This is a genomic window from Peptoniphilus harei, from assembly GCF_900454685.1.
Lineage (GTDB): Bacteria > Bacillota > Clostridia > Tissierellales > Peptoniphilaceae > Peptoniphilus_A > Peptoniphilus_A harei.
Genome location: NZ_UATM01000032.1, coordinates 1,198,870 through 1,214,582, shown reverse-complemented (window position 1 = coordinate 1,214,582; position 15,713 = coordinate 1,198,870). Strand labels below are relative to the sequence as shown.

Below are 15,713 nucleotides of genomic sequence, written 5' to 3'. Positions count from 1 at the left end.
TAATTTTACCACTGAATCACTCAAATATCAAGCTCAAAGCTTGATTCCTCTTGAATATAAAAGTCTAAATCTTTAAAATTTTCTTGGAGTCTGTTTTTAATTTTAGGAAGAATAATTCTTTCAGAATAAAAGTGTCCAACATCAACTAGAATCAAGTCTTCCTCATAGGCTCTTTGACCATCGTGATACTTTATATCTGATGTGATGTAGGCCTCTGCTCCTGCCTCTTTAGCTTCTTTAATGAAATCCGATCCACTTCCACCAAGTATGGTAACTTTTTTTATTTTATTCTTTTCTTGCCCATAATATTTTATTTTATTAACTTGTAATTTATTTTTTAAAAATTTATCTAAGTCTTCAAGGGATAGTTCTCTTTCAAACTCTCCTATAAGTCCCATGGGCTTTTCTTCTTCATAAGTTAATACTTCCTTATTTTTTAAATTTAATTTTTCAAATAAAGTATCATTAACTCCATCTTCTGCAATATCCATCGAAGTATGATAAGAAAAAACTGAAATATTGTTTTTTATTAATTTTATTATGTTATCTCCTAGATAGGTCCCTTCAATTATATTTTTTGAACCAGAAAAAAACATAGGATGGTGACTTATAATGAGTTTTGCGTCCATTTCTATGGCCTTATCTATAACTTTATCAGTTACATCCATAGCAAGGACTACAGAGCCTGTATCCCCTTTAAATTCAACTTGACTCCCAGAGTTATCCCAGGAAAGTTGGTATTCATCTTTTGCCCATCTTTCCATAAAATTTTTAATTTCTTCAATTTGATATTTCATCTATTGCCTCCTCAACCAAGCTTAACAAGTTGTTTAACTCCTCACTTCTTTTCTTGGACCTTGTGCTATTGGGGTCAAAACTAGAAACAATAGACTTGAGATAAGTTTTCTTTTCCTCAAGATATGAAAGATATGTTTTATCTTTCTTCTCAATTAATTTTTTAGAAAAATAAAAGTCTTCTTCTTTTAAACCCTTATCAATTTTATTTGAAAATTTAGCAAGAATAATTTCAAAGTATCTTTCATCTTCATAAATTATTTCTTCATCAAATATCTCAAATCCCATATTATTTAACTCACGACGAAGGATATTTGTCTTTTGCATTGGCTGTAAGATTAATTTTTTTGACGACTTTGCTATTTCAATAGAGTTAGCAATTATTTCTGCAATTTGAATTCCTCCAAGACCTGCAATAATAATATTGTCACGGTTTTCATCTACAATACCATTTGCCAAAATATTCCTAACAAATTTTTCATTTCCCAATTCTCTTGTTAATTCTATAGATTTTTCAAGAGAATTTTTTGAAATGTCTGTTGCTATAATGTCACTTGAGATTTTATTTTCGCACAAAAAATTGGGCACATATCCATGATCTGTGCCCACATCAATTACCGAAGCCCCAAAATCTACAAGTTCTGCAATTTTATTAAGCCTCTTTGATAATTTTATCATTCTAAATAATCCTTTAACTTCTTTGATCTAGATGGATGACGAAGCTTTCTAAGTGCCTTCGCCTCAATTTGTCTAATTCTTTCACGAGTAACATCAAATTCTTTTCCTACTTCTTCTAGAGTTCTAGCCCTTCCATCATCAAGTCCAAATCTAAGAGTTAGAACTTTCTTTTCTCTTTCAGTTAGGGTTTCAAGAACTGTGTTAAGTTGTTCCTTTAATAGTGTAAAGGTAGCTGCATCTTGTGGAGAAAGAATTTCATCATCAGGTATAAAGTCTCCTAGATGTGAGTCTTCTTCTTCACCTATTGGAGTTTCAAGTGACACTGGTTCTTGAGCAATTTTTTGAATTTCACGAACTCTTTCTACATCTAAATTCATTTCTTGTGCAATTTCTTCTGGAAGTGGATCACGTCCTAAGTCTTGAACAAGTTGTCTTTGAACTCTAACGAGCTTATTAATGGTCTCAACCATATGAACTGGAATTCTAATTGTTCTTGCTTGGTCTGCAATAGCCCTTGTTATAGCTTGTCTGATCCACCAAGTTGCATAAGTAGAAAACTTAAATCCCTTAGTATAGTCGAACTTATCTACCGCCTTCATAAGTCCAAGATTACCTTCTTGAATTAAGTCCAGGAAGCTCATTCCCCTACCCACATATCTTTTTGCAATAGATACAACAAGTCTTAGATTGGCTTCAGCAAGTTCTTTTTTTGCAAACTCGTCTCCTGCTTCCATTCTCTTTGCAATCTCTACTTCTTCTTCAGCAGTTAATAGAGAAATTTTACCAATTTCCTTTAGATACATCCTAACAGGGTCATCAACTGTGACTCCCTTTGGAACTGATAAGTCCTCTTTAGTAACATCTACTTCGTCTTCATCATCTTTTGAATCTTTTTTATCAACTAGATTTATTCCTTCTTTTTCAAAGACTTTGTATAGATCATCTATATCGTCAGAATCAATTTCAAATTTTTCGAAGGCATCACCTATTTCTTCATAGGTAAGTTTTCCATCTTTTTTCCCTTCTTTTATAAGTTTACTTTTAATCTCTTCAATTGATTCTTTATTTTTTATATTTTCACTCATAATTGCCCTCCTCTTTCAACTCGTTAAGCTTTAAATTAATTTCTTGTAATTCTTTTAAAGATTCGAGTAGAAGATTTTTATTTTCTTCCCCTTGAAGCTTTTCGATATTTTCGAGGATTTTGTGTTTTCTATCTTGGATATAATTTCGTTCTATGGTCTTTATTAATTCATCAACAATCTTGTCATCAACATGAATGTCACTAATAAGACTCATAATATTTTCTACAAATTCCTTATTTACAAGTTTATTGGACTCTAAAATTGATAGAAAATCTCTGATTTCCATCTCTTCTTCAAAGAGCCTAGGTATCTCTTCAAAAACAGCCCTTGTCATTGCATTTGTAAAATAAAAAACCTCAATTTTATTTTTTATATATTTGTAAATATCATTGTCTAGTAAAGAATAGGCTAATAATTCCTCTTGTGCTCTTGTCTTATTAGATTTCACAACATTTATATTTTTCTTTACCTTGACTTTTTCCCTCTTCGCTTCCTTAAGCTTATTTCTATTTAAATAATTTATATAATTTTCTATTGCTGTGTAGGAAATATTATATTTTGTCGAAAAGTCCTTTACAAAAATATCTCTCTCTATGGGATTTTTAATACTAGATAAGATTTTAGCTGATTCAATAGTAAAATTACTAAGTCCTTCGCTATCTTCTAGATTAAAATTTTCCTTGAGCTTTTTTATTTTAAATTCAATATAAGATATAGCTGATTTAATTTTCTTTTCAAAAGCTTCTAAGCCATACTTTTTAATAAAGTCGTCGGGATCAAGACCTCCCTCAAGTTCTATTATTTTTGGTTTAACTGAAGCTTGTAAAAATATATCTATAGCTCTTGAAGTTGCATTAATACCTGCATTGTCACTGTCATAGCAAATATATATATCTTTTGCCATTCTCTTAATAATATTAGCCTGGTCTATAGTTAGTGAAGTACCAAGGCTTGCTACACTATAATTTATACCACTATTGTATAAAGAAATAACATCCATATAGCCTTCTACTAGGATAATTCTTTCACGAGTGGACTCTCTTGATATAATATTTATGTTAAATACATTACTTCCCTTGTGAAAAATCGGAGTTTCCCTAGAGTTTAAGTATTTTGGTTTAGCGTCTCCAAAGGCTCTTGCTCCAAAACCTATTATTCTGTTATTTCTATTTATAATTGGAAACATGACCCTGTCGCGAAATCTATCTATATAGTTGCCGTTTTTGCTTTTTGAAATTAGATTTAGTTCTAAAAGTTCTTCTTCCTTGTAACCCATTTTTGTCAAATGATCATAAAGATCTGTCCAAGAATCTTTTGAATAACCTATACCATATGACCTTATAGTCTTATCACTTAGCATCCTATTCTTTAAATATAATTGCGCTTTTTGTGATGCCTGATAATTTTTTAAAAAATGAAGACCAGCTTCTCTATTAATTTCATAAAGCCTATTTCTCTTCTCACGAGCTTCTTTGTTTTCATCCTTATAAACTTCTAACCTAACGTTGTATTTGTCTGCTAAAAATTCTACGGCTTCAGGAAAGCTTAGATTCTCCCTTTTCATTATAAAGGTAATTACATCTCCCCCTACTCCACAACCAAAGCATTTGAAAATAGACTTTGATGGTGAAACAGAAAAAGAAGGAGTTTTTTCAGAATGAAAAGGGCAGAGTCCCATATAATTGGATCCTGACCTCTTAAGGTCCACATACTCTCCAATTAAATCAACAATATCTGCCCTATCTCTAATTTCGTCAAGAACATTATCATTTATTACGTACAATTAAATGCTCCATCCCTTCGGTATAAAAATATTTTTTAGTTGTTTCTTTGCATAGGTATCTGTCATACCTGCAATATAATCCGAAACTATATCTTCGTCACTATGACTTCTATCATTATATAGATTTAAGTGGTTTTCAGGAATTCTACTTAAGTCTTCCATATAAAATTTATAAAGTTCTGTTAAAAGTCTCTTGATTTTTACTTCTTCAGACTTAACCACTGAATCCATGTAGACATTTTTAAACATATATTGTCTTAGTTCCATTGTGGCCTCATAGACTTCATCTTCCATCTCGATAATTGGTTTACCATAAGACTTATCTATTAATCCATTTATCATTGTATTGATTCTTTGTGACGAAGAATTACCTAAAACTTTTGTCAACTCTTTAGGTAATGAGTCAGAGGAAATTATCCCTGCCCTAATGGCATCATCAATATCGTGATTTATATAAGCAATCCTATCAGCAAATTTTATTATTTTTCCCTCAAGAGTCTTGGCATTTCCACTCCCTGAGTGATTTAAAATTCCATTTCGAACTTCTTCAGTTAAATTTAAACCAATCCTAGTATCAGATCTTTCTAAAAAGTCCACAACTTTTAAAGACTGTTCACCATGAATAAAGCCAGTGGATTTTAATTCATTCAAAACAGCCTCTCCAGAATGACCAAAAGGAGTGTGCCCTAAGTCATGACCTAGGGCTATTGCTTCAACCAAATCTTCATTTAATCTAAGGGCTCTTGCTATAGTTCTGCCAATTTGACTGACTTCAAGTGTGTGAGTGAGTCTTGTCCTAAAATGATCTCCTTCAGGAGAAATAAAGACCTGGGTCTTGTGTTTTAATCTTCTAAAACTTTTTGAGTGGATAATCCTATCTCTATCCCTTTGAAAATCAGTCCTGAGATTACATTTTTCTTCTTCTTTATTCCTACCCAAACTAGAATCTGCAAAAGTTGCATATTCAAATAACATTATGTGCTCAAGTTTCTCTCTCTCAACTCGAAGGTTCATTTAATCACTTCCTAGATTCCATGTGGTTAATAATGATTTCAGCAGTTTCTTCTATTGCCTTATCTGAAACATCAATAACAAAACAGCCTAATTCTTCCATAACCTGTTTTGAATAGTTTAATTCTTCTCTGATCCTGTCATAATTAGCATACTTTGCTCCTGAAGTAAGTCCAAGAGACTTTAATCTTTGTTCTCTTACAGAGATAATTTTTTCTGGATTTGCAGTAAGCCCTATTATTTTGTCTACATCTTTTTCATAAACTTCTCTAGGGACAGGAACCTCTGGCACTAGTGGAATATTTGCAACCTTATAAAGTTTATTTGCAAGATACATAGAAAGGGGTGTCTTAGAAGTTCTTGAAATGCCAACTAGACATATATCAGCTTTCTTTGCACCACGAGGGTCCTTACCATCATCATACTTAACTGCGAACTCAACACATTCAACTTTTTTGAAATAATTTTCATCAAGTCTTCTAATTAGGCCTGGTTCTCTTAAAGGTTCATAACCTAGAATATCTTGAATTTGAAGAAGAGGCTCACCCATTACATCAACTGTGTGAAGATTTAATTCATGAGTTTTTTCTTCAATGAAGTCCCTTGTTTCCTTTACAACATTTGTATAAACTACAAGGCTGTTTTTAATTTCAGATGCCTTCTCAAGAACTGGTTTTATTTGCTCAATACTATTGTGATAAGGATACCTGATGATTTCATAATTTTCTTTTTCAAACTGTCTTGCAGATGACTTTGCAATTAATTCTCCAGTTTCTCCAATAGAATCTGAGATTACAAAAATAGTGAGTTGATTATCGTCTTTATTCATTTCTCCTCCTATATTATCTCTTGGTCGCAAACATCTACAAAAAGTCTAGTTACATTGGTTTTTGTAAATCTGCCCACAACTTCAAGATCCTTTTCATTTTTTCTTTTAACAACAGGAAGGGCATCAATTCCCTTTGTCACAATTAAGTTGGCAGCCTTATAAACACTGTCTTCTATATCTACATAAAAAATATTAGGCATCCTAGTCATAATTACGCTAATAGGAGTCTCCTTTATATCAGCATCCCCTATCATAAACCTAATTAGGTCCTTTCTCGACACAATCCCTGCAAGATACCCACCTTCTGTTACAAACATAGAAGACAAATCTTCCATAAAAAGATCTACAACTACATCATAAACAGAAGTCTTTTGATCACATGAAAAAGGAAGAGACATGTAATCTTTTAATCGTAAATTCTTGAGGTCATTAGAAATTTGAGAAAAAATAGATTTACCTGTATAAAAATAACCAAACTTTGGTCTTGCTCCTAATATATTTATCATAGTAAGAACAGAAAGGTCAGACCTAATTGTAGCCCTAGATAGTCCGAGAATTTCTGCAATGTCGTCGCCAGTAATAGGTCCCTTTTCTTTTACAATATCAATTATTTCAGTCTGCCTATCGCTGAATTTCATTTACTCACCGACCTATTCCACAATATTTTCGATTTTTAATATTTTTTGAATATTTTCCTCTATCCTATTGATTAGTCCAAGTCTATTTTCTCTTACTTTTTCGTCTTCATCCATTACCATTACATTGTCAAAGAATACATCTATTGCAGGAATTAGTTCATTTAACAAGTCCATAGCTTCTTTGTAATTTTCAGATGATATGGCTTCATTAAACTTATTATCAACTTCTACAAACTTATTGTATAAGTCTTTTTCCGCATCTTCTTTAAATAATTCTTCATTAATTTCTAATAGGTCAACATTCTTAGTTAAGTTGTTTATTCTATTGTATGCATCAACAAATTTGCTTCTATCTTCATTAAACCAGTCATTTAATTCATTTGCTTTGTCAAATATATTGTGGATTTCACTCTCAGGAATTAGGATAGAGTCAATTATATCGTATCTTATTCCTTCTTCTTGAAGCATTGTTTTTATTCTTCCAAAGAAAAAGTCTCTTACATTTTCAATAACTTCTTCGTGGTTAAATGTTAATCCAAGGTCATTAATGTATTCGTATAAACTTGCTTCTACAGCTTCATTTAAGTCAAATTTCCAAGAATTATTTCTAATAATATTTATTACACCTATTGCAGACCTTCTTAATGCAAAGGGGTCTGTAGAACCAGTAGGAATTTCTCCAATTGCAAATAGACCTGCAATTGTATCAATTTTATCTGCAAGAGAAAAGATTGATCCTACACTAGATTTTGGAAGAGCGTCCCCTGCAAATTTAGGAAGATATTGTTCTCTAATTGCAGTAGCAACAATATCCTTTTCGCATGATTTTAGGGCGTAAATTTCTCCAATAACACCTTGAAGCTCTGTAAATTCAATTACCATTTTTGTAGTTAAATCAGCCTTAGATAAGTGTGCCACTCTTTCTATTGCGTCAATTGCTTCATCTGCAAAAGATAGAGATTCTGCAATTTTCTTTGCAACAACTCCATCCCTTTTTTCTTTTTCAAGCATTGTTCCAAGCTTATCATGGAATAAAACTCCGCCTAGATTTTCTACATAATCTTCAAGTGGCTTAGAGATGTCATCATCATAGAAGAATTTAGCATCTTCAAGTCTTGCTCCAAGTACTTTTTCATTTCCTGCAATTACTATATCTTCGTAATCTCTTGTACCATTTCTTACTGTAATAAAATATGGCAAAAGTTCTCCATCTTGAGAGTAAATAGGAGTAAATCTCAAGTGGTCAATCATTGTTGTAGTTACAACTTCCTTTGGAAGACTTAGGTACTTTTCTTTAATACTTCCTTTGATTGGACTTGGGTATTCAACAATGTAGGTAAGTTCTTCTAATAAATCTTCATTTTCGTGAATTTCCCCACCAAGAGATTTTGCAATTTTTGTAGATTCATACTTTATGATTTCTCGTCTCTTGTTTTGATCTAAAATTACATAGTTGTCTTCTAGAAGTTTTTCATAATTTTCTACATTATCAATTTTAATTTCTGATGAACCTAAAAATCTATGTCCCTTAGTTGTATTTCCAACATGGATTCCTTCAAATTCAAATTCAACAACCTTGTCATTTAAAAGTGAAACAACCCATCTTATTGGTCTGGCAAATCTAATATTTTTACCACCCCAACGCATATTTTTAGGGAAGTTAATATCTTTAATAAGGTCTGGTATTATATCCTTTAATATTTCTGCAGATTCTTTTCCAATTGAAGAAATGTGGGCAAATACATAATCTGTACCCTTTACTTCTTTAATTACAATATCATCTTCAGTGATTTTTTGAGATTTCATAAATCCTAAAAGAGGTTTAGTAGGATTTTTCTCATCGTCATAGGCAATTTTTACAGCAGGTCCCTTTACTTCTTTTGTAATGTCCTTTTGTTTTTCATCTAAGCCTTCGATAATTAGACTAAGTCTTCTTGGAGTTGCATAAACTTTCACATCTTCAAATCCAAGTTCATTTTCAACTAATAGTTTTTGAGATTTTTCTTCAAGTTGTTCTATTGCCATGTTGACAAATCTTGATGGCAACTCTTCAACTCCAATTTCAAGTAAGTATTTATTCATCTATTTCACCTCTGTTTATAAGGGGATAGTTCATTTCTTCTCTGTGCTTTAAGTGTGTCTTTGCTACAATTCTTGCAAGATTTCTAACTCTTTGAATATAGCTTGTTCTTTCAGAAACAGAAAGAGCTCCTCTAGCGTCTAATAAGTTAAATGCGTGAGAACACTTAAGAGTGTAGTCATAAGCATCTATAACAATGTCTTCTTCAATAGTTCTTTGAGCTTCAGCTTCATACATATCAAAAAGTTTTCTAAGCATATCAACATCAGCTGTTTCGAAGGCATACTTGGAGTGTTCAAATTCGTTTTTCTTAAATACTTCTCCATAAGTAATGTTTTCGTTATATTGGATGTCATAAACTGACTCAACATTTTGAAGATACATAGCAATTCTTTCAAGTCCATAAGTTAATTCAGCACTTTCAAGATCAAGGTTGACTCCACCTACTTGTTGGAAATAAGTAAACTGAGTTACTTCCATGCCATCAAGCCAAACTTCCCAACCAAGACCCCATGCACCAAGTGTAGGAGATTCCCAGTTATCTTCAACAAATCTAATGTCGTGTTTTTTTGGGTCAATTCCAATTGCAAAAAGAGAATCTAGGTAAAGTTGTTGGACATCCTCTGGAGATGGTTTTAAGATAACTTGCAGTTGGTGATGTTGGTATAGTCTATTTGGATTTTCCCCATATCTACCATCAGCAGGTCTTCTTGAAGGTTCAACGTAAACTACCTTCCATTCCTCAGGTCCAAGAGACCTTAAGAAAGTGTTTGGATTCATTGTTCCAGCACCTTTTTCAATATCGTAGGGTTGCATTATAATAGCTCCCTTTTCCTTCCAATAATTTTCCAATGTCATTATTAAATCTTGGAAATACATTTTTTCCTCCTTAATTAAACAGCTTGTCAGACTTAAAACTGCTTATATCTAAATTGTATTTTATATATTTTATTATAATATTATGCAGGTATTTTTTTCTGCTATTTTCGAAATCTTCTATATTTTCTAAATCTTCTAACTTTCCATATAAAATTGAATTTAAAAAGATCAAATCCCTTCTTGTCAGTGAATAAGAGTAAGGATCCTGAAAATCAATAATTCCTTCTCTTATGGAAAAGTAAGATTTTTCTTTTATATCAAGTTTAGGCCTGTAACCTATAAAGCTAAGATACTTAAGTTCAAAGGCCAAGGCAAGACCAATGGGATCTTTGGTGAAATTGAAAAATTTTAAGGTTTTTCTCAAAAGGTCAAAAGCCTTTTTATTGGCCTCACCATTTATTGAAGATTTATCTATAATTTCTAGTAATAAGGATGCATAAATTAAATTATCATAGTTTTCTCTTATTTTAAAATTTGATTCTAAAATTTTTGAATCACTAATATAAAAAAAACTTTGTCCCTTTTTTAATAGGTATTCATTTAGACCAAAAACTTGAGAAACACTTAAGTTTCTTGATCTTGGACTCATAGCTCCCTTGACCATAATGGAAATTTTTCCATACTCTTTGGTAAAAACCCTAATTATTTTAGAAGACTCACCGAATTCCATTTCGTTTAAGACAATTCCCAGGGTATAATTATTTGTCGTAACCAAATCTTTTTACCAAATTGTCTCTATCTCTCCAATTTTTCTCAACCTTAACCCAAATTTGAAGATTCACCTTGGCATCGAGAAGTCTTTCAGCTTCCTCTCTGGCTTCAGTCCCAATTCTTTTTAACATGGATCCACCTTTACCAATTAAAATCCCCTTGTGAGAATCTCTTTCAACGTAGATGTTTGCATCAATGTCATAGATGTTTTTGTCTTCTCTTTTTTTGAATTTTTCAATAGAGATTGCAAGACCATGAGGGACTTCTTCATTAAGGTACATTAAGCCCTTTTCCCTTATAATTTCTGCCACGATGAATCTCTCATTTTTGTCAGTAATCATATCTTCGGGATAATACATTGGTCCAGGCTTTAAATACTTTTTAAGGCTTTCTAGATAAATATCTACACCATCATTTTTCATTGCAGAAATAGGAATTATATCATCGAATATATCTTCTTCAGCATACATAGAAATTATTTCTAAGAGCTCTTCTTTTTTTATCGTGTCGACTTTATTTATTAAAAGAATAATAGGTAGTTTTCCCTTATATTCTTTTAGTAAATCTATAATTGACCTTTCTGCCTTACCTATTCTCTTAGAAGTGTCAACTATATAAGTGATAACATCTGAATCTTCAATTCCCTCTTTTGATTCAGTTAACATAAATTCGCCTAACTTATTTTTAGGCTTTTGAATGCCAGGCGTATCTAAAAATATTATTTGTGCTTCATCATCTGTGTGAATAAAGGTAATATTTTGTCTAGTAGTTTGCGGTTTTGAAGAAATAGCTGAAATCTTTTCTCCGATTATAGCATTTAATAATGTTGACTTACCAACATTTGGCCTACCAATTACTGATACATATCCTGATTTAAAATTATTTTCTGTCATTTTCATCTCCATCTAGATCTTCTGGACCAAAGGAATGTGGTAGTATATCCTCCATTCCAAAAATTTTATAGTCATCTGTAGAGTTAGCTATTATAATTTCAGGATTTCTAGAAAATTCACGAATAACTTGTCTACATACTCCACAAGGAAAAGTGTAGTCACTGTCCCCAACTATTGCTATCTTTTTTATCTCTCTTTTGCCTTCAGATACCGCTTTAAATATAGCAGTTCTTTCTGCACAATTAGTTGGAGAATAAGAAACTATTTCTATATTTCCACCAGAGTAAACTGATCCATCTTCCATCTCAACAGCACAACCCACATTAAAATGTGAGTAAGGCGTATATGTCATTTTATCTCTTGCATCAAGCGCAAGTTCAATTAATTCATTATATTCCATTTATCCTACCACCTTGAAAACAAATATTGCAACACAAACCCCAAGTATAGCTCCAACTACAACTTCAGATACCTTGTGTATCTTCCCTTCAACCCTACTTTCTGCAACTAGAAAGGCAAGCCCAAAGGAACAAAGTGTGATAAGTGAATTTTCCGCAATCATAGTTATTATTGTTGCTGCACAAAAAGAAATTGCAGAGTGACCACTTAGTCCGCCACCTTGAAAGTAAGTGCCACCACTTTTTTTCGCCATTAAAAGTTTAGCACCAACTGTCGCTATTATAATTATAAGTAGAGACACGAAGGCCAAGTGATTTGGCATATTTTTTATTTTAAATAAGAGCAGGTCGCCAAAGGATGCAAATTTGTCATAAAAAACTAGATAAGCAACAACAATAGCATTAAGAGCCGTAATTAAAACAGCGCCTGCCGAAACGTCCTTTACATACTTTGCAATAGGGTTGTATTCTTGAACTACTAAGTCAATAGTCCTCTCTATTGCTGTGTTGATCATTTCTGCAAATACTACTAGGGTTATGGCAAAGAGCATAAGTAGAAATTCTGTAGACGATATATCAAAAAAAAGTGACAGGATGATAATTCCAAGAGCAGCAAGGTAATGGAATTTCATATTCCTCTCTGTTCTTAAAACAGAGATAATACCCTGAACAGCATAGTTAAAAGATGAAATAAAACGTCCCTTTTTCATAAAATCACCTATAAATTTCAAGTTCCTTCATGGATAACTTTTCTCTTTCTCTCATTTTCTTTTTGTCTTCATCATCTATATGGTCATAGCCTAAAAGATGAAGGATACTGTGGACTGTCAAATATGATAATTCTCTCTCATGAGAATGACCAAGCTCTTCTGCTTGTTCCATAACTCTTCTTGTATTTATTATAACATCTCCAAGAATCCTCTTGTCTATAATAAATTCATCATCCATAGGAAACGACAATACATCAGTGGACCTATCAACTCCTCTGTAGTCCCTGTTGAGGTCTCTTATTTCTTCATCACCAACAAAGGAAACTGAAACTTCAACCTCATCATCAATTTCTTCAACTTTTAATACAGAAGCTATGGATTTTTCAACTAGAGATTTTATTTTTTCTGTTATTTCAATATCATCTTGCCTGTCGTCATAGTAAACTTCCATTATTTACTCCAATTCTTTGACTTTTTAGCTTCAATTACCTTTTTGCTCTTATCATTTGTCTTTTCATATTTTTCATAAGCATCAATAATTCTTTGAACTAGAGCATGACGAACTATATCATTTTTATTTAGATAAGTTATTCCTATACCCTTAACTCCAGCAAGAATTTTTAGTACGGTTTTTAATCCAGATTGCTTGCCACTTGGCAAATCAATTTGTGTAACGTCACCAGTTACAATTGCCTTAGACCCGTATCCAAGCCTTGTTAAGAACATCTTCATCTGCTCATTTGTAGTGTTTTGTGCCTCATCTAGGATTACAAAAGCTGAATCCAGGGTCCTACCCCTCATATAAGCAAGGGGTGCAACTTCAATTAATCCTTTTTCAAATAAATTGTTATATGTGTCGTGTCCAAGTATTTCAAAGAGGGCATCATAAAGTGGTCTCAAGTAAGGATCAACCTTATTTTGCAAATCTCCTGGCAAGAAGCCTAGGTTCTCTCCAGCTTCAACAGCAGGTCTTGTAAGTATTATTCTATTGACTTCCTTTGCTTTAAAAGCACGAACTGCTGCAGCCATAGCAAGATAAGTCTTACCTGTACCAGCAGGCCCAATTCCAAAAACAATGTCGTTGTTATTTATATTGTCAATATATCTCTTTTGCCCTAGAGTCTTTGCCCTTATTGGCTTGCCCATAGATGTATATACAAGAGTGTCTTTTAAAAGTTCAGAGACAGGTCTCTTTTCATTGTTTTTTATAAGTGAAATAGCATATCTTACATCAGATAGGCTCAAGCTATTTTGTTTCCTAGCAGTCTCAACTAAGTTTGTTAATAGTATTACTCCATCTTCAACTGCATCTTCTTCACCACTTACAAAAATTTTATCTGCCCTAGATTTTATATTAAGAGCAAGTTCTTTCTCTATAAGATTAATATTTTCATCTAACTTTCCAAATACAATTGACATTAAATTTATATCATTAATTTCAATGGATTTTTCCATTTTTGCCAAAAATATACCCCCTTAAACATGACTTTAATAATATCATAAAAAGGCCTACTTTTCCATATATTATGGAAAGCAAGCCTTGATTTATCTTAGACTTAAAGGTTTATCAAAAATTTCTTTATATATTTGAATTTTAGGTAAATCATCTTCATCAAAGTTTAGAAAATCCCCAGTTGAAACTTGATCCTCTTCATCTTCATAAATCACCCTGTCAGATTCACATTCTTTTATGAATTCACTGTCAAAAATTTTATCAGGCATCTTTTCAAGATTCATAGAACCCTCCAAGATTTCCTTATCAGGTTTAATTTTTGATTTCCTGGAATCTTCATCAAGGGAAGACTTTTTTTCTAAAATCTTTTCTTTTAATTCTCTTTGAGCATAAATAGGATCTTTATTGATTAATTTCTTATCCTTTTTTTCCTTAACTTTATTTTTAGATTTATCTTTTTCTTCATTGAAAATTTCTTTAAAACTTTTACCTAAGCTTTCTTTCTTGTCTTTACTTTTTTCTTTTTCTCTCTCTTTTTCCTTTTCTTCTTTGATTATTCTTTTTATTTCATCTATTAAACTTTCTGAATCTGATGATGTGTTTCCTCGAGAACCTTTAGAATTATTATTTCTTCTCTCATCCTCATAAAAATCTTCTGTAACCTTTTTCTTGCCCCTATTTAAAATAGTGATTAGGACTTTAAAGATTACAATAAAGATTATAGCTGGCATGAGAGAAATAATACCAATCAAAAGGCTAAAAACAGGTCCCATTATTTATTTTCCTTCTTGTGGTTTCTTTCAGGAATTTTAGAAATTGACTTTCTCATATCAGTATCAGAGTTTAAATTTTGCATTTTATAATAATCAAAGACTCCAAGTTTTCCGCTTTTTAGAGCTTCTGCCATGGCAATAGGAACTTGAGATTCTGCTTCAACTACCTTTGCCCTCATAGCTTCTACTTCAGCCTTCATTTCTTGTTCACGAGCAAGGGCCATAGCACGTCTTTCAGATGCCTTGGCTTCAGATATTCTCTTATCAGCTTCAGCTTGGTCAGTTTGTAATCTTGCACCAATATTTCTTGCTACGTCAACATCAGCAATATCAATCGATAAAATTTCATAAGCTGTACCTGAGTCAAGTCCCTTATCTAATACTACTCTTGAAATTGAATCAGGGTTTTCTAAAACTGACTTATAGCTTTGTGAGGAACCTACAGTTGTTACAATACCTTCACCAACTCTAGCAATAATAGTTTGTTCACCTGCACCACCAACTAGTCTTTCTATGTTGGCCCTAACAGTAACTTTAGCCTTAACTATAACTTCGATTCCATCTTGTGCAACAGCAGAAATATTTGGTGTTTCAATAACTTTTGGATTAACAGAAACTTGAACTGCTTCCAGAACATCTCTACCTGCAAGGTCAATTGCTGCTGCTCTTTCAAATTGAAGAGGTATATTGGCCCTTTGAGCAGCTATAAGAGCATCCACAAGGGTATTTACATTACCACCTGCAAGATAGTGAGCTTCAAGACTTGAAATTTCTAGATTAAGTCCAGCCTTAGTCGCCTTTATAGCTGGTCTAACAATTCTTGATGGCTTAACTCTTCTAAGTTTCATTCCTATAAGCTCTGATATCTTAATTTTAACACCAGAGAAAAATGCAGTTACCCAAAGCCCAACTGGTACAAAGGACAAGAACATAGAAACTACTATGATTATTACTGCAATTATAAATATACTTCCAATTGGATAATTAGACATAAATC

General features: G+C 32.4%; 17 protein-coding genes. All 17 read right to left on the bottom strand.

Annotated elements, in window-relative coordinates; genetic code table 11:
* Window positions 1-20: 20 nt before the first annotated feature.
* The 17 genes from DRZ96_RS07240 to floA all read right to left on the bottom strand — a co-directional run bounded on the left by DRZ96_RS07240 (window position 21) and on the right by floA (window position 15,708).
* Window positions 21-797, bottom strand: coding sequence for a Nif3-like dinuclear metal center hexameric protein (locus DRZ96_RS07240; RefSeq protein ID WP_112890148.1), 777 nt, complete (start codon window positions 795-797; stop codon window positions 21-23).
* Window positions 781-1,473 carry a tRNA (adenine(22)-N(1))-methyltransferase gene (locus DRZ96_RS07235; protein WP_112890147.1) on the bottom strand — a complete coding sequence of 231 codons (693 nt, stop codon included), beginning with the start codon at window positions 1,471-1,473 and terminating at the stop codon, window positions 781-783. Before DRZ96_RS07235 ends, DRZ96_RS07240 begins: the two co-directional genes overlap by 17 nt.
* Entirely contained in the window at window positions 1,470-2,558 is a 1,089-nt protein-coding gene (gene rpoD / locus DRZ96_RS07230; RefSeq protein ID WP_112890146.1) for an RNA polymerase sigma factor RpoD, read from the bottom strand. The genes DRZ96_RS07235 and rpoD overlap by 4 nt, the downstream gene beginning before the upstream one ends.
* Window positions 2,551-4,341 carry a DNA primase gene (gene dnaG, locus DRZ96_RS07225; protein WP_112890145.1) on the bottom strand — a complete coding sequence of 597 codons (1,791 nt, stop codon included), beginning with the start codon at window positions 4,339-4,341 and terminating at the stop codon, window positions 2,551-2,553. The genes rpoD and dnaG overlap by 8 nt, the downstream gene beginning before the upstream one ends.
* Window positions 4,342-5,355, bottom strand: coding sequence for a deoxyguanosinetriphosphate triphosphohydrolase (locus tag DRZ96_RS07220; RefSeq protein ID WP_112890144.1), 1,014 nt, complete (start codon window positions 5,353-5,355; stop codon window positions 4,342-4,344).
* 4 nt (window positions 5,356-5,359) lie between these two features.
* Window positions 5,360-6,181, bottom strand: a complete 822-nt coding sequence (locus DRZ96_RS07215; protein WP_112890143.1) for a pyruvate, water dikinase regulatory protein — start codon at window positions 6,179-6,181, stop codon at window positions 5,360-5,362.
* A gap of 8 nt (window positions 6,182-6,189) precedes the next feature.
* Window positions 6,190-6,819, bottom strand: a complete 630-nt coding sequence (locus tag DRZ96_RS07210; RefSeq protein WP_070701023.1) for a CBS domain-containing protein — start codon at window positions 6,817-6,819, stop codon at window positions 6,190-6,192.
* A 12-nt stretch (window positions 6,820-6,831) separates the two neighbouring features.
* Window positions 6,832-8,901 carry a glycine--tRNA ligase subunit beta gene (gene glyS / locus DRZ96_RS07205; protein ID WP_112890142.1) on the bottom strand — a complete coding sequence of 690 codons (2,070 nt, stop codon included), beginning with the start codon at window positions 8,899-8,901 and terminating at the stop codon, window positions 6,832-6,834.
* On the bottom strand, window positions 8,894-9,778 hold the full coding sequence (locus DRZ96_RS07200; protein WP_070701019.1) for a glycine--tRNA ligase subunit alpha: 885 nt from the start codon (window positions 9,776-9,778) through the stop codon (window positions 8,894-8,896). The genes glyS and DRZ96_RS07200 overlap by 8 nt, the downstream gene beginning before the upstream one ends.
* 10 nt (window positions 9,779-9,788) lie before the next feature.
* Window positions 9,789-10,493, bottom strand: a complete 705-nt coding sequence (gene recO, locus DRZ96_RS07195; RefSeq protein ID WP_083315509.1) for a DNA repair protein RecO — start codon at window positions 10,491-10,493, stop codon at window positions 9,789-9,791.
* Window positions 10,477-11,382: a GTPase Era gene (gene era / locus DRZ96_RS07190; RefSeq protein WP_112890141.1), complete on the bottom strand. Its 906-nt coding sequence runs from the start codon at window positions 11,380-11,382 to the stop codon at window positions 10,477-10,479. The genes recO and era overlap by 17 nt, the downstream gene beginning before the upstream one ends.
* Window positions 11,369-11,782, bottom strand: coding sequence for a cytidine deaminase (locus DRZ96_RS07185; protein ID WP_112890140.1), 414 nt, complete (start codon window positions 11,780-11,782; stop codon window positions 11,369-11,371). The genes era and DRZ96_RS07185 overlap by 14 nt, the downstream gene beginning before the upstream one ends.
* Complete coding sequence (locus DRZ96_RS07180) at window positions 11,783-12,490, bottom strand: diacylglycerol kinase (protein WP_112890139.1); 708 nt, start codon at window positions 12,488-12,490, stop codon at window positions 11,783-11,785.
* 4 nt (window positions 12,491-12,494) lie between these two features.
* Window positions 12,495-12,941 carry an rRNA maturation RNase YbeY gene (ybeY, locus tag DRZ96_RS07175; protein ID WP_112890138.1) on the bottom strand — a complete coding sequence of 149 codons (447 nt, stop codon included), beginning with the start codon at window positions 12,939-12,941 and terminating at the stop codon, window positions 12,495-12,497.
* Window positions 12,941-13,954: a PhoH family protein gene (locus DRZ96_RS07170; protein ID WP_112890137.1), complete on the bottom strand. Its 1,014-nt coding sequence runs from the start codon at window positions 13,952-13,954 to the stop codon at window positions 12,941-12,943. The genes ybeY and DRZ96_RS07170 overlap by 1 nt, the downstream gene beginning before the upstream one ends.
* A gap of 81 nt (window positions 13,955-14,035) precedes the next feature.
* Window positions 14,036-14,716, bottom strand: coding sequence for a hypothetical protein (locus tag DRZ96_RS07165; protein ID WP_112890136.1), 681 nt, complete (start codon window positions 14,714-14,716; stop codon window positions 14,036-14,038).
* Window positions 14,716-15,708, bottom strand: coding sequence for a flotillin-like protein FloA (gene floA, locus DRZ96_RS07160; protein WP_112890135.1), 993 nt, complete (start codon window positions 15,706-15,708; stop codon window positions 14,716-14,718). Before floA ends, DRZ96_RS07165 begins: the two co-directional genes overlap by 1 nt.
* Between the last annotated feature and the right edge of the window lie 5 nt (window positions 15,709-15,713).

Bases quoted from the DNA above. Each gene is read 5' to 3' on its own strand.
- DRZ96_RS07240 (WP_112890148.1), bottom strand. From the start codon at position 797: ATGAAATATCAAATTGAAGAAATTAAAAATTTTATGGAAAGATGGGCA.
- DRZ96_RS07235 (WP_112890147.1), bottom strand. From the start codon at position 1,473: ATGATAAAATTATCAAAGAGGCTTAATAAAATTGCAGAACTTGTAGAT.
- rpoD (WP_112890146.1), bottom strand. From the start codon at position 2,558: ATGAGTGAAAATATAAAAAATAAAGAATCAATTGAAGAGATTAAAAGT.
- DRZ96_RS07220 (WP_112890144.1), bottom strand. From the start codon at position 5,355: ATGAACCTTCGAGTTGAGAGAGAGAAACTTGAGCACATAATGTTATTT.
- DRZ96_RS07215 (WP_112890143.1), bottom strand. From the start codon at position 6,181: ATGAATAAAGACGATAATCAACTCACTATTTTTGTAATCTCAGATTCT.
- DRZ96_RS07210 (WP_070701023.1), bottom strand. From the start codon at position 6,819: ATGAAATTCAGCGATAGGCAGACTGAAATAATTGATATTGTAAAAGAA.
- glyS (WP_112890142.1), bottom strand. From the start codon at position 8,901: ATGAATAAATACTTACTTGAAATTGGAGTTGAAGAGTTGCCATCAAGA.
- DRZ96_RS07200 (WP_070701019.1), bottom strand. From the start codon at position 9,778: ATGTATTTCCAAGATTTAATAATGACATTGGAAAATTATTGGAAGGAA.
- era (WP_112890141.1), bottom strand. From the start codon at position 11,382: ATGACAGAAAATAATTTTAAATCAGGATATGTATCAGTAATTGGTAGG.
- DRZ96_RS07185 (WP_112890140.1), bottom strand. From the start codon at position 11,782: ATGGAATATAATGAATTAATTGAACTTGCGCTTGATGCAAGAGATAAA.
- DRZ96_RS07180 (WP_112890139.1), bottom strand. From the start codon at position 12,490: ATGAAAAAGGGACGTTTTATTTCATCTTTTAACTATGCTGTTCAGGGT.
- ybeY (WP_112890138.1), bottom strand. From the start codon at position 12,941: ATGGAAGTTTACTATGACGACAGGCAAGATGATATTGAAATAACAGAA.
- DRZ96_RS07165 (WP_112890136.1), bottom strand. From the start codon at position 14,716: ATGGGACCTGTTTTTAGCCTTTTGATTGGTATTATTTCTCTCATGCCA.
- floA (WP_112890135.1), bottom strand. From the start codon at position 15,708: ATGTCTAATTATCCAATTGGAAGTATATTTATAATTGCAGTAATAATC.